Source organism: Candidatus Poribacteria bacterium (genome assembly GCA_026706025.1).
Classification (GTDB): domain Bacteria; phylum Poribacteria; class WGA-4E; order WGA-4E; family WGA-3G; genus WGA-3G.
Genome location: JAPOZO010000018.1, coordinates 1 through 21,417, shown reverse-complemented (window position 1 = coordinate 21,417; position 21,417 = coordinate 1). Strand labels below are relative to the sequence as shown.

At 48.2% G+C, this 21,417-nt stretch carries 22 protein-coding genes; 6 read left to right on the top strand and 16 right to left on the bottom strand.

All coding sequences use genetic code 11. From position 1 onward, the window contains the following. Window positions 1-139 precede the first annotated feature (139 nt). Window positions 140-871 carry a 3-oxoacyl-ACP reductase FabG gene (locus tag OXH00_03850; protein ID MCY3740135.1) on the top strand — a complete coding sequence of 244 codons (732 nt, stop codon included), beginning with the start codon at window positions 140-142 and terminating at the stop codon, window positions 869-871. Window positions 872-1,138: 267 nt separating this feature from the next. Then, window positions 1,139-2,146, top strand: coding sequence for an aldo/keto reductase (locus OXH00_03845; GenBank protein MCY3740134.1), 1,008 nt, complete (start codon window positions 1,139-1,141; stop codon window positions 2,144-2,146). A 226-nt stretch (window positions 2,147-2,372) separates the two neighbouring features. Here the strand turns inward: OXH00_03845 and OXH00_03840 are convergent, their stop codons facing one another. The 8 genes from OXH00_03840 to OXH00_03805 form a co-directional block, all read right to left on the bottom strand. Further along, complete coding sequence (locus OXH00_03840; GenBank protein MCY3740133.1) at window positions 2,373-2,552, bottom strand: hypothetical protein; 180 nt, start codon at window positions 2,550-2,552, stop codon at window positions 2,373-2,375. A gap of 81 nt (window positions 2,553-2,633) precedes the next feature. Next, entirely contained in the window at window positions 2,634-3,509 is an 876-nt protein-coding gene (locus OXH00_03835) for an FkbM family methyltransferase (protein MCY3740132.1), read from the bottom strand. Continuing rightward, entirely contained in the window at window positions 3,506-4,324 is an 819-nt protein-coding gene (locus OXH00_03830) for a phytanoyl-CoA dioxygenase family protein (protein MCY3740131.1), read from the bottom strand. The genes OXH00_03835 and OXH00_03830 overlap by 4 nt, the downstream gene beginning before the upstream one ends. Window positions 4,325-4,625: 301 nt before the next feature. Continuing rightward, a complete protein-coding gene (locus tag OXH00_03825) occupies window positions 4,626-5,084 on the bottom strand; it encodes a hypothetical protein (protein MCY3740130.1) in 459 nt (152 codons plus the stop codon). Window positions 5,085-5,234: 150 nt separating this feature from the next. Next, window positions 5,235-5,474: a hypothetical protein gene (locus OXH00_03820; protein ID MCY3740129.1), complete on the bottom strand. Its 240-nt coding sequence runs from the start codon at window positions 5,472-5,474 to the stop codon at window positions 5,235-5,237. A gap of 12 nt (window positions 5,475-5,486) precedes the next feature. Continuing rightward, window positions 5,487-6,467 (bottom strand): xanthine dehydrogenase family protein subunit M, encoded by a 981-nt coding sequence (locus OXH00_03815; protein ID MCY3740128.1) that lies wholly within the window; start codon window positions 6,465-6,467, stop codon window positions 5,487-5,489. Between the two features lie 143 nt (window positions 6,468-6,610). Beyond that, window positions 6,611-8,731 carry a xanthine dehydrogenase family protein molybdopterin-binding subunit gene (locus tag OXH00_03810; GenBank protein MCY3740127.1) on the bottom strand — a complete coding sequence of 707 codons (2,121 nt, stop codon included), beginning with the start codon at window positions 8,729-8,731 and terminating at the stop codon, window positions 6,611-6,613. Between the two features lie 208 nt (window positions 8,732-8,939). After that, a complete protein-coding gene (locus OXH00_03805; GenBank protein ID MCY3740126.1) occupies window positions 8,940-9,575 on the bottom strand; it encodes a 2Fe-2S iron-sulfur cluster-binding protein in 636 nt (211 codons plus the stop codon). 384 nt (window positions 9,576-9,959) lie between these two features. Here OXH00_03805 and trxA point away from each other — a divergent pair, with 384 nt between their 5' ends. After that, a complete protein-coding gene (gene trxA, locus OXH00_03800) occupies window positions 9,960-10,289 on the top strand; it encodes a thioredoxin (GenBank protein ID MCY3740125.1) in 330 nt (109 codons plus the stop codon). 81 nt (window positions 10,290-10,370) lie between these two features. After that, window positions 10,371-11,657: a hypothetical protein gene (locus OXH00_03795; GenBank protein ID MCY3740124.1), complete on the top strand. Its 1,287-nt coding sequence runs from the start codon at window positions 10,371-10,373 to the stop codon at window positions 11,655-11,657. Window positions 11,658-11,855: 198 nt separating this feature from the next. Here the strand turns inward: OXH00_03795 and OXH00_03790 are convergent, their stop codons facing one another. The 5 genes from OXH00_03790 to OXH00_03770 all read right to left on the bottom strand — a co-directional run bounded on the left by OXH00_03790 (window position 11,856) and on the right by OXH00_03770 (window position 16,849). Continuing rightward, window positions 11,856-12,890, bottom strand: coding sequence for a hypothetical protein (locus OXH00_03790; GenBank protein ID MCY3740123.1), 1,035 nt, complete (start codon window positions 12,888-12,890; stop codon window positions 11,856-11,858). Window positions 12,891-13,476: 586 nt separating this feature from the next. Then, window positions 13,477-14,532, bottom strand: a complete 1,056-nt coding sequence (locus OXH00_03785) for a hypothetical protein (GenBank protein ID MCY3740122.1) — start codon at window positions 14,530-14,532, stop codon at window positions 13,477-13,479. 109 nt (window positions 14,533-14,641) lie between these two features. Further along, window positions 14,642-15,850, bottom strand: coding sequence for a phosphodiester glycosidase family protein (locus OXH00_03780; protein MCY3740121.1), 1,209 nt, complete (start codon window positions 15,848-15,850; stop codon window positions 14,642-14,644). Beyond that, window positions 15,828-16,184 carry a dihydroneopterin aldolase gene (gene folB, locus OXH00_03775; protein ID MCY3740120.1) on the bottom strand — a complete coding sequence of 119 codons (357 nt, stop codon included), beginning with the start codon at window positions 16,182-16,184 and terminating at the stop codon, window positions 15,828-15,830. Before folB ends, OXH00_03780 begins: the two co-directional genes overlap by 23 nt. Window positions 16,185-16,237: 53 nt before the next feature. Continuing rightward, complete coding sequence (locus tag OXH00_03770; GenBank protein MCY3740119.1) at window positions 16,238-16,849, bottom strand: nuclear transport factor 2 family protein; 612 nt, start codon at window positions 16,847-16,849, stop codon at window positions 16,238-16,240. Window positions 16,850-17,693: 844 nt separating this feature from the next. Between OXH00_03770 and moaD the strand changes: the two genes are divergently transcribed. Together moaD and OXH00_03760 are read left to right on the top strand one after the other, a co-directional pair. Next, the gene (gene moaD / locus OXH00_03765) at window positions 17,694-17,948 is read left to right on the top strand and encodes a molybdopterin converting factor subunit 1 (protein ID MCY3740118.1); all 255 of its coding nucleotides are present in this window, start codon (window positions 17,694-17,696) and stop codon (window positions 17,946-17,948) included. Beyond that, on the top strand, window positions 17,941-18,402 hold the full coding sequence (locus OXH00_03760) for a molybdenum cofactor biosynthesis protein MoaE (protein ID MCY3740117.1): 462 nt from the start codon (window positions 17,941-17,943) through the stop codon (window positions 18,400-18,402). Before moaD ends, OXH00_03760 begins: the two co-directional genes overlap by 8 nt. On the opposite strand, the gene OXH00_03755 is transcribed toward OXH00_03760, so the two are convergent. From OXH00_03755 to rpe, 3 genes are all read right to left on the bottom strand, one after another. Further along, a complete protein-coding gene (locus OXH00_03755) occupies window positions 18,368-19,492 on the bottom strand; it encodes a M20 family metallopeptidase (GenBank protein ID MCY3740116.1) in 1,125 nt (374 codons plus the stop codon). The two genes, OXH00_03760 and OXH00_03755, sit on opposite strands and share 35 nt — an antisense overlap. A 261-nt stretch (window positions 19,493-19,753) precedes the next feature. Beyond that, a complete protein-coding gene (locus OXH00_03750) occupies window positions 19,754-20,491 on the bottom strand; it encodes an RsmE family RNA methyltransferase (GenBank protein ID MCY3740115.1) in 738 nt (245 codons plus the stop codon). Between the two features lie 3 nt (window positions 20,492-20,494). Continuing rightward, window positions 20,495-21,151: a ribulose-phosphate 3-epimerase gene (gene rpe / locus OXH00_03745; GenBank protein MCY3740114.1), complete on the bottom strand. Its 657-nt coding sequence runs from the start codon at window positions 21,149-21,151 to the stop codon at window positions 20,495-20,497. Window positions 21,152-21,417: the final 266 nt, after the last annotated feature.

The window sequence follows — 21,417 nt, the reverse complement described above, 5'->3', positions numbered from 1 at the left end:
GCACATGCTCTAAAGATCATAGAAAATTTCTAATAACGAAAACTGAATGGCTCTGACATTTATTGGAATTTTGCAAGAAAGAAAAAAGGCATAGCACTGACTCGGCTGTGCTTGAAAAAACATCTAAAGGAGAACATAGATGCGCTTAGAAGGACAGGTTGCGATCGTTACAGGTGGCGGTGGCGGCATTGGAAAAGCGACATGCCTCGCGTTCGCGAGCGAAGGTGCGGATATTGTCATCCCTGAAGTGAATATAGCGAACGCAGAAGCAGCTTCAGCAGAAATAACAGATCTCGGTAGACAATGCTTAGTCATTGAGACAGATGTGGCGGCTGGCGACTCTGTGCGCGAGATGGTTCAACAAACACTTGGGACATTTGGACGCATTGACATTTTAGTCAACAACGCCGGTATTTTCAGTTATACCCGTATAGACGCATGCACGGAAGCGGAATGGGATCGGATGATGGCTGTGAATTTGAAAGGTCCGTTCCTCTGTTCTCAGGCAGTGATGGAGACGATGAAGGCACAAAGGTCTGGACGGATTATCAATCTCGGTTCGTTGGCGGGGCAGGTGGGTGGATTGGTCGCGTCTGCACCATATTCTGCCTCAAAAGCGGGTGTGATGTGTCTGACGAAATCGTTGGCACGTGTGCTTGGCGAGTACGGTATTACTGTTAACTCAATCGCGCCGGGTGTAGCGGCAACAGAGATGGCGAAAAATCATCCAGATATGACGGATCAGATTCCGTTAGGGCGCGTCGCCGATGCCTCGGAGATTGCGAGTGCTATCCTTTTTCTTGCCTCGGAAGAGGGACGTTATGTGACGGGTGCGACACTGGATGTGAATGGTGGAATACGGATGGCGTGAGTGGTTGTCAGTTGTCAGTACGATTTTTTCTCCGAAAAAATCTTTCAGTTTTCAGTTAAGAGGACTCTTGTAACTAATAACTGACAACTGATAACTGTTAACTACTCTTCTGATAGCCGACAGCCATTATAGTAAAATTTGAAAATAAATGGACACTTTAAGAAGATAACCCCCCTAACCCGCCTTATCAGGGGGGCATAAGATCGGAATCGCTTCGATTTGATGTGTTTCATTAATTACGGGCTTTACTATAAAAGGAGAAATCAGATGGAATATAGGACACTTGGGCGGGCGGGGGTAAAAGTCTCACCGCTTTGTCTCGGTACGATGATGTTTGGTGGCCCGACGAATGAAAGAGACTCAATTCGGATTATTCACAAGGCGTTGGACGCAGGTATCAATTTTATGGACACTGCGAATGTCTATAACGACGGTGAATCTGAACGGGTTATCGCGAAAGCGGTTCGCGAAAATCGGGAAAAATGGGTTATCGCTACGAAAGTACATGGGTCAATGGGAGAGGATGTGAATGCCGCGGGTTCGCACCGATTTCATATCATGTCAGCTGTCGAAGCGAGTCTGAAACGTCTGGGTACGGATCACATCGACGTTTATTATCTGCATCGCTGGGATGCTTCTACACGCATTGCGGAATCACTACGGGCTTTAGACGATTGCGTGAGACAAGGGAAAGTGCGCTATATCGCCTGTTCCAACTTTGAGGCGTGGCGTATCTGTGAGGCACTCTGGACGAGCGAGAAGTATGGATTAGAGGAGTTCGTGTGCGTGCAACCGCTTTATAATATTGTGAATCGGGATCCTGAGGTAGAGTTGCTGCCCTTCTGTGAAAAGTATGGTGTAGGGGTTGTGCCGTATAGTCCGCTGGCGCGAGGTGTGCTGTCTGGTAAGTATCTGTCCGGTGAAGAACCGCCTAAAGGTTCAAGAGCGGCGCGAAAAGATAGACGGATTTTACAGACTGAACTCCGCGAGGAGAGCTATGAAGTGGCACAACACCTGAAACCGCTGGCGGATGCACACGGCAAAACATTGACCCAATTTTCATTAGCGTGGGTGTTGGCGAACCCGACGATTACCTCTCTTATCATTGGACCGCGGACGATGGAACAGCTTGAGGATAACTTGGGATGCTTAGATTGCAGGCTAACGGAAGCCGATGAGACGGCTATTGACCAACTGGTGCCACCCGGAGAACATACAGGGAAAGGGTATAATGACCCGGCGTATCCAGTATTGGGACGGTTTAGAGGGGAATAGGGTTTATCGAGTTTTAATTTTACGGTGAGTTCGTGGTAGCGCAATTTATAGTTCTTAGGAAACGGGCAATGAATTGCCCTACTACGAACTGGGTTATTTGAATTAAGGTTCTGTGTCAGATCCGGTGCGGTTGGAAACCGCCCCTACCAGTCTGGAAGAATGTGGCGAGGTTCTGAGACCTCGCTAGCAAATGTTTGTGTAAGTTTTGCCGTTATCAAAAGGCATCTTACTTAATAGATTTGATGTTACCCCATGTTGCCGTTAGTTTTCCTTGGGGTTCAACATCCAACAATTCACGGAACCTGTTGGTAATGAGTTCCCCGATTTCCAATCCAACCTGTGCGAGGTAATCGTCTGGTTTATTGCCGAGTGTTTCCATGTGGAAGTGGACGAAATAGCCTTTCATGTCTGGCGCGGCAAAGAGGTTCGACGCAACTTCGCGAGTGCTATCCGCAAATGTTACCGCGATTCATAGAAAGGACTTTGCTTACCGCAACCACGGTAAAATTCTGGCAAAGGCACGAGAATGCTCTTTGACAAGAAAAAAATTCCGCTGCGTTGTGTCAGAGAGCCTTTTACATCGCTGGATAAAATGTTTCCTGATTTCATATAACTGATACCCTAAATCTGTAACGTAATCTTCAATTTCTGCGAAAATGTCGCGATTTGTTTCGCCGACATCTTTGAGTTCAGCCATTAAGAGGGGTGCGTGCGCCTTTAAGAAGTGTTCGCCACCTCGTAGGACCTCTAACTGATACCCCTCTACATCAATTTTGACAAAATCCGGAGCCGGTAGTTCGCGAAAAAGGTTGTCAATTGTGTCAAGTGTCACGCGTTCGGATGCTGCGCGCTCATCAGCATATTTTAACGAAGCCGTGCCTTCGGCAAGCCCTGCCTCGGAATAGTAGAGAGGTCGTTGTTCCTGTTTGTTACCCAGCCCCTTGTTGACCACAGTGACGTTCGTGAACTGGTTGAGAGAGACATTTTCCTTAAGGTAACCATAGGTGCGCGCTGCGGGCTCAAATGCTACGACTGTTCCGCTGTCTCTAACCTGTGCAGCAAGGAGACAGGTATAGAACCCGATGTTTGCGCCGATGTCCCAACAGGTGTCCCCCGGTTTGATTAACTTCGGGAGTTTGGTAACGATATACCTTTCGTCATGGGTGCCGTAGAAATAGAGATATTGGTGCTCCGGGTTCGCCAAGTTACCTTTCAGTCGAAACCGATATTTGGTTTCAAAGGTCGCAATCGGGTCTTGGGGTGTAATCCACTCTCTGGTAAGATTCAAGAGTAGACGTTTCCCGTCGGTGATCGGACACCAGCGAAGGTACCCGCGGACAAGTCGATTGAGTTGCGGGTTCATCCCCACGTCTCAAGCCCCAACAATTTTTTCCCAAGATCGGTGAGGTATGCGGTTTCGCCTGATTCATGTTCTTTTTCGGCACGTTCGCCGCCAAAGCCAGCCATGCGTTCTTTCCAAGCATTGATACGTCGCTCGCGCGCTTCGGGATTAGCCTCGCCTGTCGGTGTCATAGTGATGTATTGGGCGACACGCGGTTTATCGGCAGTGTTGATGCCAGCACTATGTGGCAATGCACTGTGCCAAATGACAAGATCGCCTGCTTTACCCGGGACAGGAATCGCACCAAGTTCTTCTAAATTTTGATGTCTCGGATCGGCATGCGGGGGCAGGTTTTTTATCCATTCATCAATCTTATTATGGAACCCCGGCACACAGGTGAATGCGCCTTGGTTGGCTGCGGTATCGGTGAGATAGAGAACGCCTTGTACATGGAATCGGACAGGTACCTCCACGGACATGTCCCAGTGAAGTCCTAAGTTTGTGCGTTCAAATTTACCGGGGGCATTGGGTGGACTCATGCTGGCGCGATCGAAACTTACCCATAATTTTTCATTGCCCCAAATTTCGGCGAAAGCCTGATGGACGCGTGGAAACTGGCGAGTTGCCCACAAAGCCGGATGTTGATAGATTTCTACCATGATCCCCTTACGCGATGGGTCAGCGTACCAACTATCAGGATCATCGGCATCCATTTCGAGAAAGTCCCAGACAGCCTGCGCCGTGTTCTGTATTAATTCAGGGGGCGCTGCGTCGTGGATAACGACATAGCCATGCTCTTCCCAAAAAGCGCGATCTTCGGAACTTAAAACTGCCATTTTTTCCTCCAGTAACTAAGGCTGTCAGCCGTCAGCAGTCGGCTGTCAGTTTGATCTGTTGGGTTTTGCTGCTACAGCAACTCCCGTTTTTCAGCGAGTGTTGCATCCGTTTGTTTATAGTAAAACCTATAATTAATCGGGCACTCTCAAACAGTCTGAATGCCTATAACAGGCATTCAGACTGGCACAAACTAACAGTTTTGCGGCGTACTTGAAGAAACACCCAAGCAAAAACCCCAGATGCGACGTGCATCATGCTACAAAGATGTTCACTTATTTATGGGCTTCACTATAATAGTATTTAACCTAACCGACGTAAGTAGGCAGATAAGAAAATAACGATGAGTCCCAAAATTACCGTTAGGTTGAGCCAGGGTGCCGGTTTCTTTTGGTACACGCCAAATACCGGATATGGGAATGTTAGGGCAATCGCTAACGTAAATATTAGAAAGACGATGAAGAGTTTGATACCTAAGACGAAGATGTAGAGCGAGTAATCTGAAACAACAGGATCGACAGCGGCATCGGCGCGTGCGGCACGAAAAAAGGTTATAAAGTTATACAATCCGGATATGAGGATCGTTAGCAAAGCTGTCCAGACGACACTACTGAAACGTCGCAGTGCCGATGAGATCAAGGCTGTAGGTTCAGCGGAACGGTTAGCAATCGGTAGAAGCACAACACGAAAAAAAAAGAAGCCTCCTATCATCAAGACGACGGATCCGACATGTATCCACTGCATCAACGACTTTAGAAACATATTCTTATAGTTGTCAGTTGTCAGTACGATTTTTTTCTGCGAAAAATCTTTCAGTTGTCAGTTAACAGCCCTCAGTTTTCAGTTAAGAGGACTCTTCTAACTGACAACTGTTAACTAATTCAACTGATAACCGATAACTGACAACCATCTTTACACCACAGGCTTTCCGCCAATGGGATTAAAACAGGAGCGAGCCTGCTTGCAAGCGTCTGGCGACACGAACTGATCGTCGGGACCGACAACTTGCATGGTGCAGTTGCACCAATAGTGCGAACCGGGATTGTTTTCAACGAGGTTCTGCAAATTGCCGCCCGGGATGTAAATCGCCTTCGTCCGGAGGTTCTGGCATATCGGACGATTAAGGATTGGAAGTGTTTTTCCTTCTAACATATTGATGCTCCTTTAGCTTGCGGCCATCATAGCGGCGCGGCTGACGAGATTCTGTGTTAAGGTTACCTTATAGGCGTTGTCGTTCAAGGGTTGCGCGTCCTTGACGGCATCGGCACCTGCCTGTTTACTAACATCGTCGTCAATCATCTTACCGGTAAGTGCGACTTCTGCTTCTTTAGACCGCCACGGTGCAGGCGCGACCCCACCGAGAACGACACTGGCAGATTGACATGTTTTTCCATCCATCTCAAAAACCCCTGCCACACTTGCTAATGCGAAGTCTGGCGCGCCTTTCTCGCGAGCCTTAAGATAAAAGCTCTTGGTATTGGATTTGGCAGGAGGGACTTGGACTTCAACAACAATCTCATTCGGTTCAAGTACATTTTCACGGAACGGGTTCGCTGCGGGTAAGGTAAAGAAATCCTCAAGCGACATCGTTTTCTCTCCCTCCGGTCCGATGATCTTGACTGATGCGCCAAGTGCAATAAGTGCGGGTGCGAGGTCCGAAGGATGTACAATGTAAACAGGGTCCCCGCCAAGGATGGCGTGATATTTGCTCAAGCCATCAACTGCATAACAGATGTCTCCGCCTTTTTTCAGACAATGGGTGCTCTCATCGCGATAATACCAGCATCGTGGACGTTGGCAGAGATTTCCGCCGAGTGTCCCGACGTTCCGAATCTGGGGTGTAGCGACAGACCCTGCGGCTTGTGCCAAGACGGTGTAATGATGTTGAATGGTCGGATGTCTGGCGATGTCCGCAACGGTCGTTAGTGCCCCGATCTTTAAGCCGGATGCGTCAGCTTCAATGCCATCCATTCCGGGCAGCGTCTTGAGATTAATGAGCGTCTTTGGTGTCTCAACGTACTCCTTAAGTTCAGCGAGCAGATCCGTACCGCCAGCAATAAGCATCACTTCGCCCCATCCACTGTCGCTGAGTAGTGCGGTGACCTGTTCGAGACTGGTGGCGTTGACGTAACTAAATTTTTCCATCTTTCTAATTTTCCTTGCGGTTCGGTTAGGTGCGTTGAATGAATGAAGTGCCTTTCCGTAGATGTAAAGAAACACCCAAGCAAAAACCCTTCCATTTCACTACAGGCTTAGGTTTTTGATGTTGCGAAAAACGTCTTTCTTCCTTATGCCTTTTTCTCGGCAAGCGCGGTGAGAATCTTATCGGGTGTAATGGGCAATTCCCGAATCCGCACGCCAATAGCGTTGTAAACGGCGTTTGCGATCGCTCCGGGTGTCGGAATACATGGTGGTTCACCGACGCCAGTAACCTTTCGATGCGTATCGAAGACGATGGATTGAATCTCAGGAATCTCAAAAGTTCCGGGGACTTTATAATCCTCAAGGTTTGCATTGAGCATGCGCCCGGTCTCTGCATCCATGAACCGTTCTTCAAGGAGTGCTTGCCCCAACCCCATAATGACGCCCCCATTAATCTGGCTCTCTGTCGTCAACCGGTTAATTGCCAATCCACAATCTTGAACGGCGACAATTTTGATGACTCTGATAGCACCGGTTTGGGTATCAATTTCAACTTCAGCGAACTGTGTGCCTGCGACCCCGCCTTGCCGGAGTTCTTCATCCCAATTTCCACCTTCGCTGATGCTTTCCATACCGAGTTGTCCGGTTGCGAGTTCCCATTTAATTGTCTTCGTTCTATCAGAAACGACATAAATCGTGCGGTTGCCGACGCGTAGATCTTCGACAGGTGCATTCAGCTGTGGCGCGACGCGTTCAAACAATTTCTGTTTTGCCGCCGCTGCAGCAGTTTTGATAACTGGTGCGACAGATGCCGTTGTTTGACTACCCCCACTGCCGCCAGAAGGCAGTCCTGGTGCACTATCACCAATTCTTACGGTGATATCCGTCGGTGCAAGCCCGAATTCCTCGGCAACAATCATTGCGATTGCGGTTCGGATACCGGTGCCGATGTCCTGCGTTCCAGTGACCGCTTCGACGGTGCCATCCGAATTGATGGTGACGCGCGCTTGCGTGCTGGGTCCACCACCGCCGCCCCATAAACCGCTACCAACGCCCATGCCGCGCTTTTTTATGCCTTCGCCAGCACCGGGGACGTTGTTCCGGCGATGCCATCCAATCTCTTGCGCACCGAGCGTATATTGTGCTTGACGTACCTCACTCGGATCGTTGATACGGCGGAATTCCAATGGGTTCATTCCGAGTTTCTCAGCGAGTTCATCCATCAGCGAATCCATAGCAAACGCGCCTTGTGGGTGTCCTGGTGCGCGCATCGCGCGTTGGTTTCCGACGTTGACAGCAACATTCACCTTTTCAGTGCGCAGATTTGGTACGTGATAGACGTAAGGTGCTTGAAAACCAGCACCGCTTGAGATACCACCTGTGCCGTGCCCTTTCATATCGTAAGCGATGAGCCGTCCGTCGCTCGTCGCGCCTGCACGCACATGCTGTGTCATTGAGGGACGATTCCCTGCGACGAGGTGCTCCGCCTTCCGAGTCAACATCAACTTGACGGGTCTGCCAGTGATACGAGCCAAGTCAGCGGCAGTGCGTCCTTCAACCCCCGGTCCGAATTTACTACCGAAACCACCGCCCATGTGCTCTGTGATGACCCTGACTTGATTTGCGGGTAGATTAAAGGAGCCTGCCAAATCGTTACGCACCCCAAAAACGCCTTGTGTAGATGCCCAAACGGTAAGATTCTGCTCATCTTCCCACTCAGCAACATGTCCGTGTGTTTCCAAACAGACGTGTGTCTGGACAGGTGCGTGATAGGTTGCCTCGACCTCAACAGCGGCTTGTGCAAATCCGCCTTCAAGGTCACCTGCTTCTCTGACGTTCGGATCGCTCTGATTACCCGCCCAATCGTCTCGGATCTGTGGCGCGCCTTCTGCCATGGCATCTTCTTCCGTGACGACATGCGGTAATTCTTCAAGATCGACACGAATCAATCGGATTGCGTCTTTAGCGATGTCGTCCGTCTCGGCTGCGACTGCGGCGATCTCTTGTCCTTGGTACCGAATTTTCTTTCCAACTTCAACAATTTGTACGACTGCTTTGACTCCGGGCAGTGCTTCCGCTTCGCTGAGGTCTACACCGACAACGTTCGCGTGTGCAATTTCAGAACGTAAGATGCGGCCATAAAGCAGTCCGGGTCGATTGATATCAAAGGTATACTTCGCTTTTCCAGTGACTTTATCCTTACCTGATAAACGGGGTATCCTTTTGCCGATGAGTCGAGATTCACTTGCTTCTCCCCATGATGCCATGCGTTTTCCTCCTATTTTTTAACGATTGGGTTTTCGCGCCGATTTTTCCGTTTTGCCCCCAACTCGTGTCTTTTTTTATCATCTGTATGCGTCGAGTTGCTGGTCAAAAAATCGGGTTTTCTCTCAATTTCAACCGAGTTGATGACGGTTGGATATTAGCACACGAAACACAAGCCCTTCGTTCAATTTTTTAGTAGAGCAATAGGACTCACATCTTCTTGGATGCGGTTTTGACAGCATCAAAGATAAACGGATAGGTGCCACAGCGACACGTGTTGCCCGACAAACCGACTTTGATTTCTTCAAGGGTCGGTTTTGCGTTTTCACTCAACAGTGCTGCGGATGAGACGACGAAACCGGGAGTGCAGAATCCGCACATCAGGGCGTCGTGCTGGATGAATGCCTCTTGGACAGGGTGCAGATCGTCGCCGTCGGCTAACCCTTCAACCGTCGTTATCTGCTTGTCTTGTGCATCCATCGCAAGCATCATACAGGCGTATACAGGTTTTCCATCTGCCATGACGGTGCAGCCGCCACATTCACCGCGGTCACAAATGAGTTTGGCACCGGTTAAGTCAACATTGTTCCCGCTCGTATCAATTCCGTCGCGTAAAACGGTTAAGAGGGTTGTCCGCGCTTCAACTTCAACTTGATACGGTTTCCCGTTGATATTGAGTTGAATTGTCGCGCTCGCGACGGCCTCTCCTGCTTGGGCATCGGCGGCTTTCTCGCTACCGATTAAAACACTGGGTGCAACGGTCGCGGCAACGGTCCCGGTACCGACCCCCTTTAAGAAGCTCCGGCGTGAGATGTTCGTGCCCTGTTTTTTTTCTTTATCAGGCATGCGGTGCCTCCTTCAATTATAAGTTCAGATCAAGGTTATAGCGTTAGTTAGACCCTTAGTTATTTCACATTTTTCATCAATATATCATATTTCACATTTTTTATCAAGAGAAAAAGAAAATAGTTATCAGTTATCAGTTTGCCTCGCAGTGAGAGTTGTCAGTTAAGACGTGCTACGATTACCGCTACCTCTCTTGTAACAGATGTCTGTATGGCTCCGTCGGTGCGAAAAATAAAAATCAATTTCTTAGTACGGTTGGAAAATTGATTGGCAATTTCTCTTAAAATAGGGTATCATATTAATGTCTTGATGCACTTATAAGAGAGTTTGCTGAAACATCATATTATAAAGAGACAGTTTGTCTACAGAAACCAAAAAGGAGCTATCATGGCTGCGAATACGTTTGAGATTAGTGACGATACGTTTGAAGGAATGGTGCTTACATCGGATACACCGATTGTTGTTGACTTTTGGGCGGAATGGTGCGGTCCGTGCAAAATGATTGCCCCAATCTTGGAAGAACTTGCCGAGGAAAATTCGGAAACTTTCAAAGTTGGAAAAGTCAATGTTGATGACAACCGTCAAACCGCGATGCAGTACGGCGTTCGGAGCATCCCGACACTGCTCGTGTTTAAAGACGGCAAAGTTGCGGGACAGATTGTTGGTGCGATGCCCAAAGATGCGCTGAAGAAGAAAATCTTAGACGTATTGTAAGCCTCTACCCTTCAGAATGGAAGGTTGAAAAATTTTTCTATCCTTCCATTTTCGCCTTTTTCTGTTCCCCTACGGTTTGCTATGCTTTGGAAACTTGTCTACAACGCCTTCGCAGTGCCAGCGATGTTCGTAGGTTTTCACTGCGCGAGGTGCTGTAACCCCAAGATCCAAGAGGGTATTAAAGGGCGGAAAGGTGTATTTGCAGAACTGGCAAACCGACTCCAGACGGCTCGACATTTAGAAAAAACTGCCTGGTTTCATTTTACCTCTGTCGGTGAGTTTGAGCAGGCGAAACCACTCATCGAAGCGATTTATACTGAGACCCGAATTGTCTTAACCTTCTTCTCACCCTCCGTTGCGCCGAATGCCCAATCTTACCCTTATGCTGATGCGGCTGTCTATCTCCCTTTAGACACACCACGTAACGCTAAACGCTTGATACAACTGATCGAACCTTCGTTAATAGTTTTTTCCAAATTCGACATTTGGCCCAACCTCGTCTGGAAAGCCTCTAAATACGAGATTCCGATTATCGTGGTCGCCGGAACGCTACACGCTGCATCGAAACGGTTGTCGCGCTTTGCGAAGCCGTTTTTTCGGAGTGTACATCGGCACATCCGCGTGCATTGTGCGATTTCGGAAGCGGACGCGGCGCGCTTTCAAGAGCTCAGCTCTCCGACACATGAGATTGTTGTTACGGGAGATACGCGCTATGAACAGGTTTACCGGCGGGCGGTCTCTGTTGAATCTGATGCCGAATTTTTTCTGGGACAAGGAAGCTTAAAGCGTCCTATCCTCATCGCTGGTAGCACCTACACAGAGGATGAAAGGGTGCTGCTGCGTGCGTATCAGTTGCTGCGGCAAAACGCGCCGGAAGACCATCTGCATCTAATTCTGGTTCCGCATGAACCAACCCCTGAACGGATCAAGGAGATTCGTGGGTATCTAATGCGCGAGCGATTGGCACATCTCTGTTTTTCTGAACTCACATCTGAGGCAGATTTATCGGCGATGGATGTGCTTATCGTTGATACAGTAGGACTTCTTGCGAAGTTGTATCGGTTGGCAGATATTGCGTTTGTCGGTGGAAGTTTCCGTGGGAGTGTTCACAATGTGATGGAACCGGCTGCGATGGCGAAGCCTGTAATTTTTGGTCCGACGATCCAGAATGCACACGAAGCGTCTCTGCTCGTAAATAGGGGTGGGGCAAAACTGGTTCGGACTGCGCAAGAATTGGCAGATGCTATTATAGCGTGGTTAGACGATGCGGATGCGCGGACGATAGCAGGCGATATTGGAAAGCAGTTGATTGCGGAGCGTCTGGGCGCGGTGGACCGAACTTTGGTGCATTTGCGGGCGTATGTGTGAAATGAGGACACGGCATGTTGCTATGATAGAATTTTAGCGCAGGATATATGCTATATCGCTGCGCTGTTGGGATCAGGTCCTCTGACAAATTACACTCCAAATAATCGGATATAGCAAAACCCATTTATAAGAAAGGGCCTTTTTTAGAAACAATACCGTATAGTCAGGACTGTCTAAATGGTATAGGTTCTGATTTTCCTATTCAGAGTGCGGGAGATTCTCTTGAAGCGTCTTCGTAGCTTCGTCGTAACGGTAATCCTTAATACCGAATTCCTCAAAGTTGGCAATAATGCGGGCAATTACTTCTTGACGTTGGTCTTCTGTCAGCGATTCTATAAATTCCTTAATACGCTGAATAAGCGGGTTCACGGAATTTCTAAGCCGAGTGAGGTCGAGTTCCTTAACATCTGGCTCCTCAGATTGTTCAGAGAACAATCCTAAAAGGTCTTTAGCTCTGCTGAGTGATGCGGGCAGCTTTATTACATCATCCTCAATCTCCATTGCGCCCTCCAATTCTACAGAATTGTCTACCTCTTCTGCCACTTCACCTATATCATCAATTGCCTCTGCCATCATTTCTAAACCATCACCTAATAAATCCAGAAGAGAGCCGAGTGGCACAAAAGCTAAAAGTGCTTTTAGCCCCATTCTCAATCGCCGCCGGTTGGTGGCTCTTTCTACTTTGGCAACAAGTTCCTTATATACTTCCAACAAATGATTGAACCTTCGTTGCTCATCGTAGATTACGGCAAGGCAGAGATGTAATGATAACTCTGACAAACAAATAAGCCACAGCGCATTCTTGTTACTCTCAACTACCTCCTTTAAATTTTCCGATAGGCGTTCGCTAAGTTGCCGCTCTTGTTCCAGTTCGTTAGATAGGCGTTCGCTAAGTTGCCGCTCCTGTTCCAGTTCGTTAGATAGCCTCTCGTTAAGTTGCCGCTCTTGTTCCAGTTCGTTAGATAGGCGTTCGCTAAGTTGTCGCTCTTGTTCCAGTTCGTTAGATAGCCTCTCGTTAAGTTGCCGCTCTTGTTCCAATACCTCGGAGAGATGTTCTCTTTCTTCATTCGACTGTTTTAAATCATTTGATAGTTGCTCATTCTCCTGGTTTGACGTGCCCAACCTACGCGTGAGATGCGCATTCTCTGAATTGAGTAAAGACCACCGTAGGAATAGAAAAACTGACAAACCTCCAAACAAACTTATAAGAATTATGGCAAGTGTTAAGTCCATATTCACTCCTTAGTTTCTGATGAAAATTCTGTTCAAAACCGAATCATGTTGCCAGTTGTCATCAGCAAATCTTGTGCCAATTCTCTTAATAAGACTTAATATTTGTAGAAAAACGGCTAAAGTATCAAGCACACTTGCCACACTAACGCGTTTAAAACACACGCATGCACTATGTTTAGTAATAAAGAGTGTCAGCGTTTGTTTTTGCCCGAAGAAAAGCTGCTGAAGCATAAGGAAATCTACTTGCGATCCTTTTCTTTCTATCACTACGAAAAAATTGCTTCATTTAGGTGCAAAATTGTATAGGTGGCGAAAAATGTGCGTAGTTAAATATTGGGTGTTTTTTGGGAGGTGTAAGATTTTATAGGAAATTCGAGCGCAAGCCCCGACCTACGGGGTGGCAAGGGAGCCTGAGGTGCCTTATGGGAACTTTCAAAACCTGTGAGTCGTAATTAGGATTACATATTATGCTCTAAATTGACACCCATAGTGCGGTTAGAATGTAGATCGCAAGAAACACTCCAGCAAAAACACCCCCTTTATCAGGAGTAGGGGACTTTAAAGATATTTATTAACAGAAATGGTATTAGTGTGGTGTGGCGGTTTCTTCGCCCGATTGTGTCTGGTAGCGGATTGTTAGGCGTGGCCGGAGGGTTTCGTAGGTTGCTTCTTTTGCGGTGAAGATGATAGGTACATCGCCGTCTTGTAAGGCGAAGAGGTAACCGTAGTTGTAATCGGGGTTTGCGACCCAAAAACGGACGGCATCGGTGAGGAGTTCGCTTTTGAATTCATAACGCTTACCTGCGCCTTGAATTTCGCTTGTGCCATCAATGCGGTGGGCGACATCCTCGGAACCGTTGTAGTCGCTTTCGGTATCGCCATCTATGCCTGATAGCATCGCTTGCGCGGGACGCTTATTCCACGGGAGATTACGATGCAAGGCACTGTTGTAGGTGAGCTCGTTATCTTCTGCACGCGTTGACGTACCCCTGCCTTCTTTCCATGGGAGCAAGACACGCCGGTAGAGGACGGTTTGCGCAGCATCTGTCTCACACTGCTCGACATGCAGGGTTATCGTTGCTTCTAAGACCTGTGTCGGTTCTCGGATCCCCATATCTTCAAAGGCATCAAATAGATCAAAGGCTACGAAGAACACGCTTCCGATCGGATTACATAAGAGTGTCGGTTCGGCACCTGCGTTGTTGTTTCGCGTCTTTCGGTCTTTATTGACATGTAATGTGGTATCCTGTAAACCGCCGGAGAAGGTAACGGCGTCGCCCGCGCCGAAGGTTATCTCGTTTATAGATGGGAGGGTAACAACTATCCCTGTTTGGATATTTGGCAGTGTGAGACGATAGTCCTTATCTGTCTCTAACGGTGATGTGAGGAGCAGGACGCGGTTCAATCGGTCATCGAGTAGTGCATACTCGACTTGGACATCTGGCGCGATTTGATAGTTCGCTAAGTCTTCTGCGGTTTCAGCTTCCAATTGCCCGTCAAATTGCAATTGAATTGCGGTTTGGGAAAGCGGGGTTGCCTTCAGCAGTTTTGGGGTATCTGCTGCATCGGCGGCTGAGGTGTAGCAAAATAGCAGGGCGATAAAAATTGGTAACCTATAAATTATTGTAAGATAAAAGTTCAAAATAAGCCTCCGATATTGTTATCGCGACCGGGAGATTGCTCCTACTGCGACGGGCGATGAATCGCCCTACTACAAACCAAAAAAACTAAAACCCAAAGCACACAGAGCATTAGCGTATATCTGTTGTGATGAAGACAGCGTTGAGGACATCCCGCTCCTGCTGTCCGGAGGGTTTGTTGATGACGGTATCGTTAACAACGAAGGTGCTGGAGGAACCGCCGTCAAGATTGATCGCTTCGGTTGCGCCGAGTTCAATGAGAATGCTGGCGAGTTCGTAGAGCGTTAGACCGGTGCTATACTTCGGTTGCCGTCCGTCTGCGACGACGAGAAAAAGTTTGTCGGCATTGTAAGCGAGCGCGGTTCGGGGTTCATGACTGAGATTTAGTATCGGCGTCCGTTTGCCCGGGGTATGCCGTTTCTCTTCGTTGTGCATTTTCGCCAGCGTCTCATTTATCTGACCGTCCTTGAGGAGTCGGAGCCGTCCGCCGATAGCGTGTTGGACGTGATTCCATTCGGGTGGTGAGAGGGTGAGTTTGAGCGTACCGCCTGCGCCATCACTGAACTGAGACACGCTTGGGTCTTTGAGTCGTGCGTTAATCCAGAGAATTGCGCCGTTTCTTGGAATTACACTGTTTCCATCGCGTGAAACTTGTTCCACACGATACGGGTGCATATAGTCTGGTGTCAACGGAAGTGAGAGTCCACTAATTATCGCCTCTATACCTCGGCGACGGTTGGTACGTGTAGATTCGCCGAGCCGTGGTGTGTAAAGGGTTACCTGACACCCGTCAAGCCGACGCTGATTGATGCATCCGAGCGAGAGTGTATGTGTGCCTATTTGAATGTTGGCTTCCATTCTTACTGTGGAACTTAAGAATTCGCCCGATTCGGTTACGCCGAAGCAGGCATCGGTATCCGTCGGTTGTGTAATCAGTTCACCGTCTTGGATATGTAAATTCTCTAACACGCCGCCGTAGCCGCGCATATCCCCAAGGACTCCAAAACCGCCGTTAACTGCGACAAGGACACGTCGATCACCGCGTTGGTTACGACGGTTCGCCATAGACCGGACGGTCTCTTTCCCTAAAACTTGTGCATTTGCGAGTGCCACCTCAAAGTGTAGTGTGGGTTCATTGCGGGACATCTCGGCGACGTAAAGCACACACGTCTCGACATCCCAATTGTAACGGTAGAGATGAAGTCCAGCAATTAGATCAGGAAACAGCACCTCTTTTTTGCCATCACCGTGGGCAATGGTGGCAGTCATTAAGAGGAGACAGATGAGAGAAGTGAATTTATGCTTTACGGAAAATTTCAACAGCAAAGTAGTCAATGGGTTGCTCTATAGGGGGATGTAATTTTTTGACGGTGAGATGCACGGCATCCACCGCGAATTGCTCTAAAATTACGGAGGCTATCTTTTCAGCGAGAGCCTCGATGAGTTGGAACGACTGCTGCGTACCAATCTCAACGATGCATGCTACGACTTCGGCGTAATTGATCGTGTCAGTGAGTGCGTCGGTATTACCGGGGTTAACAAGGGCGCACCCTAAAGTTGCATCGACTTCATAATGGCCACCAACTTGCCGTTCCGCTTCAGGAACGCCGTGGTGGCCATGAAATCGTATGCCTTTGAGGATGAGTTTGTCCATTTGTTAGCGTCGTTAAAAAGGTCGGGGTTAGAAACCGCTCCTACAGGTTAACCTTATTCTTCTTCAATCTCTCCGAAAGTATAGGCAGGTTCATTTAGGTCTTTGACCTGTTTCCCGTTCTTCCCGCCGGTATAATCAATCGCTCGGATTTTCCAGTCACTACCGTCCTTTTCAAGTGCGGAGATCAGATCGCCCTGCTGATTGCCCCATTTATACGCGCCCCGTAAGACGGCTTCTTTTCCTCTGGCATCAATAGCGATATAGGAGATGTCAACTGTCACGGCTCCTGCGCGGAGTCGGAAGATTCCCTCCCATGCATCGTTTACATCCTGCCATCCATTGTTCCTCTCAAAAGTGCCAGCCCAGAAGGTCCAGGCGGTAAAAACGTCATCTGATCCCTTTTTGAGCCAAACGTCTCCGAGGGTATCAACATCTTTTTCGCCGTGGGCGGTGGCGTATACGGCATAAAGATCGCGAATCGCCTCTTCTTCAGCCGCAAAGTCAATGTTTCTTTCAACGACTGTTGGCTCCGCGGGTTGCGAAGTTGTAGTCGCTGGTGTCTTGGTTCCTGCGGGTTCGGAGTCGGCAACCTCATCTCCGCCGCAGCCAATCATGCCGGTGACGAACAGCATGACGAAAAAATAATAAATCGCTTTCGGTCTCATAATTTACCTCCTGCGTTCCGTCCAAAATAGGTGAATAACATTCACACGCTTTTTTTATTTTAGCAGCATCTAAGATAAAAATCAACTTAATTTTAGTTTTCAGGGGATTGGTTGTCAGTTATCAGTTATCAGTTATCAGTAGGAATCGCGATTTGGAGAGTGCTCCTACAAAGGAGAATCTAAAATTTCAGAAAACCAAACGACCATAGACTCTTTTCCAGAGCCATTCAGTTTTCGGTTTCTTCGTCCAATTTTAGACCCCAGACCCGGTTGGTGCGGTTTGCAACCGCAGCATAGGTGTCAATTTAGGGAGTTTCCATGGTATTGTGTAACAACCTCTCTACAAATGCCGCCCTTACAGGGCTTAGAAGACTGCCGAAGCGCGTTTCTATAAACATAACGTCCTTACAGGACTGAAGAGGTTTTTGAAGTTTTCAAGTGGTACACTGCAAAACTGCACCATAGGTGTCAATTTAGGGGTTTTCTCAACATTTTGGCGTTCCACAGATGCCGCCCCTACGGGGTTTGGTTCTTAGCGGGGACACATTTCTACACAGATGCCGTCCCTACGGGACTGAAGAGGGTCTTGAAGTCATCAAGGTTTTCGCGGAGTATCCGGTTCGGTTAGGAAACCGAACCTACCGGGTCTGGGTCTGAGACGGTTATTTTTTTTTAAATTGACACCTATGGGTACACTGCAAAACTGCACCTACCGGGCCTGGGAATCGCGACAGTCGTTTTTCTTTGTTACGAATGAAAGTTGTTTTACAACCGATTTTGTGTTATACTTTTAGAGCAGTTGGGATGCTGTTAACCGCTAAAATTCTGTTGGAAAGGAATCCTTATGAACGTCACAGTCAAATACTTTGCTGTATGCCACGAAATGCTGGATAGATCCGAAGAAGAGATGGACCTGCCGGAAGGTGCTACCGTCAAAACGATTTTAAAACGACTTGAAGAAGAATGGCCCGAAATTGCTGAGTTTTATGAAGTGATGCAAATGTCTGTCAATTGGGAATACGCCACGGAAAATACCGAACTTTCAGAGGGCGACGAAGTGGCTCTGATTCCGCCGGTGACCGGAGGTCTCGATGTTTAAAATAACCCCCGAAGTCATCACAGGTGCAGAAGTGCGCGAAGCAGTAGAAGGACCAGACGCTGGCGCGGTAGTGCTTTTCTTCGGTACAGTTCGGAACAATACCGATGGCAGAGCGGTAAAATGCCTTGAATATGAAGCATATCCGCCGATGGCAGAGAAGAAGATGTCGGAAATTGCGCAGGAAATCTCGGAGAAATGGGGGCTTGAGCGTGTTGCGATGATTCACCGCGTCGGGAAGTTAGAGATCGGCGAGGTGAGTGTGGCAGTAGCCGTCGCGTCTCCGCATCGCAAAGACGGGTTTGAAGCCTGCAAATATGCGATGGACCGCCTCAAGCAGATAGTCCCTATCTGGAAGCGCGAGATCTGGGCAGACGGCGAATCGGAATGGGTGAAACCGGATGCGGTCTTTTTCGATGCGCCTAAGCCACACAAAACCGGTCTACAAACTGACTAAAGATTGAGACGGCTTTTGGGAACTGGTCTAACGTCATCCACTCATCAACGGTATGCGCTTGCAGAATACTGCCGGGTCCGATGATAACGGTTTCCATGTGCTGTGCGAAGACGGCAGCATCGGTGCCATAGGCGACGGTTTGGGGTTCAGTCTCACCGGTTATTTCAAGTGCTGCTTGGATAATCTCCGCCTCGGGTGGCGTGCGTACCGGAGGCGCATCAATATACAAATCGAATATTAACCCATGTTTTTCAGCTGAGTCCCGCGCTCGGTCTATCCATTCTTGCGCATTGTCCCCTGGCATTGGACGGTAATTGATACAACACACGCTTAAGGGCGAAGTAATATTCCCTGGGCACTCGCCATCACTGATAGTGATATTCCAATCTGTAAAAGCTGGCGTGAATTCATCGTTGAAATACCGAGTATCGGTTGTCAATTCGTGATAAATATCCCGCATTTCTGCGAGGAACGGAATTAACTTTAGATTCGCGTTGTCGCCTTCGCCTGTACTGCTGTGCGCTGCACGCCCGTGGGCTGTGGCAGTAAAGCGGACAGTCCCTTTGTGGGCGTATACTGCATGGAGTTCTGTCGGTTCACCGACGACCCCATACTTCGGAAAGCCGTGCTTTTTGAACATCTGCGACTTTTCGGCGACTGCAATTGCCCCGAGGTAGCCCACCTCTTCATCAGCGGTGATGACGACATAGAGCGGTGCCTTTAGATCCGATGCTGCATAGTGTGATGCAACCTCAATCATACAAGCGACGCTGCCTTTCATATCGCAACTGCCTCTACCGTACATCTTTCCATCAGCGATCCGTGCCTCAAACGGATCCATCGACCAACCGATAGCAGGAACAGTATCTATGTGTCCGAGGAGTGCTAACCCACGTTCACCTGTATCAGGCCCTTTGCGTCCAATGAGATTTACCTTCAACACACCCGCTGGATCTCTGTATTCAACCCGTTCCACCTCACAATCAATGGCTTCCAAGGTTTCGGTCAGAAAATCCATGACTTCCACGTTGCTGAGTGGACTTACTGTATTATACCCGATGAGGGTTTTGGTCAATTCTTTTGCATTCATAGTTAGGAATTTTACATAAAGTGTAGGCGTTTGTCAATAAATTTTTTAATAGTTGTCAGTTATCAGTTGTCAGTTGTCAGTAAATAAAGTTTCGTAAAATAGTCAAATAGTAATGGTCGCGAGCGTAAATTATTTTTCCATAAGACTTACGCAAATTGAGCAAATATTGGACATTGAGACGCAAAAAGCAGTAATTTCCGTTTTTTAACCCCCTAAATCCCCCTTATCAGGGGACTTTAAGACGGAATGTGTAAGTCCTACCTATAGTTGGTATTCATAGGCGGTGATGGCAATTACCGTAATCGCGGCGGTTTCTGTTCGCAAGATGTTCGTGCCGAGTGTGACGGGAACGCCCCCGCTTTCGATCGCAGCAGTTACTTCTCGATCAGAAAAGCCGCCTTCGGGTCCGACAAAGAGTGCAATAGATGTCGGTTGCGAAACCTCCCGTAAGACTGCCTTGATATGCTGTGCTGTTGGTTCCTGCTCAATGTATGGGTTGAGAATTAGACGGAGTGAAAATTCTTTGAGTTGTGCGAGAGATACCTCAAATGTCTGTGGCTCACAGAGTTCAGGTAACCAGGCGCGTTTACACTGCTTTGTGGCAGAGATAACAACACGATGCCATCGTTCATACCGGTTTTGGCTGGGTTTCTGTAAAGCGCGCTCTGAATGTATCGGCACAATTTGTGTGACACCGATTTCGGTTGTCTTTTGGAGAATTAATTCCATTTTATCATTCTTGGGAAGCCCTTGGAACAAGGTAAGCGAAGGTGACACCCTTGGGTGAAATTCGTGCCTGACAATCCGGGCTTCGCTTGATACCCGATTTGTGCCTGTATCAAGCACTTCTGCGATATAAACATTGCCTTGCCCATCAATAATTCGGATGGTCGCCCCGGACGTTAGACGGAGGACATTGCGGAGATGGTGTTGCTCCGAACCGGTAATTGTAGCAGTATCGGTGAGGATCTGAGGAGGAGGGACATAGAAAGTATGCATCTTTTAAATGACATCTTCGGTTCCGGCTGTGCGAAGTTTTTCAATGACGGTCTCGGGTTGCTGACTGCGGAAGATAGCAGTGCCCGCGACGAGAATCGTCGCGCCTTGACGGATCGCGAGCGGCGCGACTTGCGTGGTTACACCACCATCAACAGAGATGTCAAGTGGTCTCTCTAATTGTGGAATTATTTGCTGCAATTCTGTGATTTTCCGGAGCGTATTCGGTTGAAAGGCTTGCCCGCCAAATCCAGGTTCGACGCTCATAGGTAAGACCAAATCAATATCTGAAAGATAGGGAATGACTGCAGAGGTCGGGGTTTTCGGTGAAAAAGCCAAACCAGTTTTAAGCCCGTGCGCTTTAATCGCTGAAATCACTTCGTTAGGTTCATCAGCACTTTCGATGTGAAATGTAATGAGATCTGCGCCAGCTGTAGCAAGTGCATTGATATAATGGAGTGGGTGCCTCACCATAATGTGGACATCAAACGGGACGTGGGTGATTTGGCGAACAGCGGCAATGAAGGGTGGGCTGATACCAAAGTTTGGCACAAACTCACCGTCCATCACATCGAAATGCAGCATATCCGCGCCTGCATCGACTATTCGTTTGACCTCCTCACCGAGGCGGCTGAAGTCTGCAGCGAGCAATGAGGGCGCAATTTTAGGTGTATGAATTTGGACACCTCTTTGATTTTGTCTTATTTGTAACCCAAGTTGCTACTCATAAGATTTTAGGCGTGTGGAGACCATTTTCATTGAAAGTGATTGATTCTCCGCAGGATTTTGTAGCGTAAACTTTTATAGTAAAACGTATAATTAATTGGACACTTTCAAACAGTCTGAATGCCTATAACAGGCATTCAGACTGGCACAAACTACCTATGTTTTGTCCAATAGGACCAACATTTCATATTGTTGGAAAAGTG

Excerpts from the sequence above, each read along its gene's own strand:
- OXH00_03850 (MCY3740135.1), top strand. The coding sequence starts at position 140 with ATGCGCTTAGAAGGACAGGTTGCGATCGTTACAGGTGGCGGTGGCGGC.
- OXH00_03845 (MCY3740134.1), top strand. The coding sequence starts at position 1,139 with ATGGAATATAGGACACTTGGGCGGGCGGGGGTAAAAGTCTCACCGCTT.
- OXH00_03840 (MCY3740133.1), bottom strand. The coding sequence starts at position 2,552 with ATGAAAGGCTATTTCGTCCACTTCCACATGGAAACACTCGGCAATAAA.
- OXH00_03835 (MCY3740132.1), bottom strand. The coding sequence starts at position 3,509 with ATGAACCCGCAACTCAATCGACTTGTCCGCGGGTACCTTCGCTGGTGT.
- OXH00_03830 (MCY3740131.1), bottom strand. The coding sequence starts at position 4,324 with ATGGCAGTTTTAAGTTCCGAAGATCGCGCTTTTTGGGAAGAGCATGGC.
- OXH00_03825 (MCY3740130.1), bottom strand. The coding sequence starts at position 5,084 with ATGTTTCTAAAGTCGTTGATGCAGTGGATACATGTCGGATCCGTCGTC.
- OXH00_03820 (MCY3740129.1), bottom strand. The coding sequence starts at position 5,474 with ATGTTAGAAGGAAAAACACTTCCAATCCTTAATCGTCCGATATGCCAG.
- OXH00_03815 (MCY3740128.1), bottom strand. The coding sequence starts at position 6,467 with ATGGAAAAATTTAGTTACGTCAACGCCACCAGTCTCGAACAGGTCACC.
- OXH00_03810 (MCY3740127.1), bottom strand. The coding sequence starts at position 8,731 with ATGGCATCATGGGGAGAAGCAAGTGAATCTCGACTCATCGGCAAAAGG.
- OXH00_03805 (MCY3740126.1), bottom strand. The coding sequence starts at position 9,575 with ATGCCTGATAAAGAAAAAAAACAGGGCACGAACATCTCACGCCGGAGC.
- OXH00_03795 (MCY3740124.1), top strand. The coding sequence starts at position 10,371 with ATGCTTTGGAAACTTGTCTACAACGCCTTCGCAGTGCCAGCGATGTTC.
- OXH00_03790 (MCY3740123.1), bottom strand. The coding sequence starts at position 12,890 with ATGGACTTAACACTTGCCATAATTCTTATAAGTTTGTTTGGAGGTTTG.
- folB (MCY3740120.1), bottom strand. The coding sequence starts at position 16,184 with ATGGACAAACTCATCCTCAAAGGCATACGATTTCATGGCCACCACGGC.
- OXH00_03770 (MCY3740119.1), bottom strand. The coding sequence starts at position 16,849 with ATGAGACCGAAAGCGATTTATTATTTTTTCGTCATGCTGTTCGTCACC.
- moaD (MCY3740118.1), top strand. The coding sequence starts at position 17,694 with ATGAACGTCACAGTCAAATACTTTGCTGTATGCCACGAAATGCTGGAT.
- OXH00_03760 (MCY3740117.1), top strand. The coding sequence starts at position 17,941 with ATGTTTAAAATAACCCCCGAAGTCATCACAGGTGCAGAAGTGCGCGAA.
- OXH00_03755 (MCY3740116.1), bottom strand. The coding sequence starts at position 19,492 with ATGAATGCAAAAGAATTGACCAAAACCCTCATCGGGTATAATACAGTA.
- OXH00_03750 (MCY3740115.1), bottom strand. The coding sequence starts at position 20,491 with ATGCATACTTTCTATGTCCCTCCTCCTCAGATCCTCACCGATACTGCT.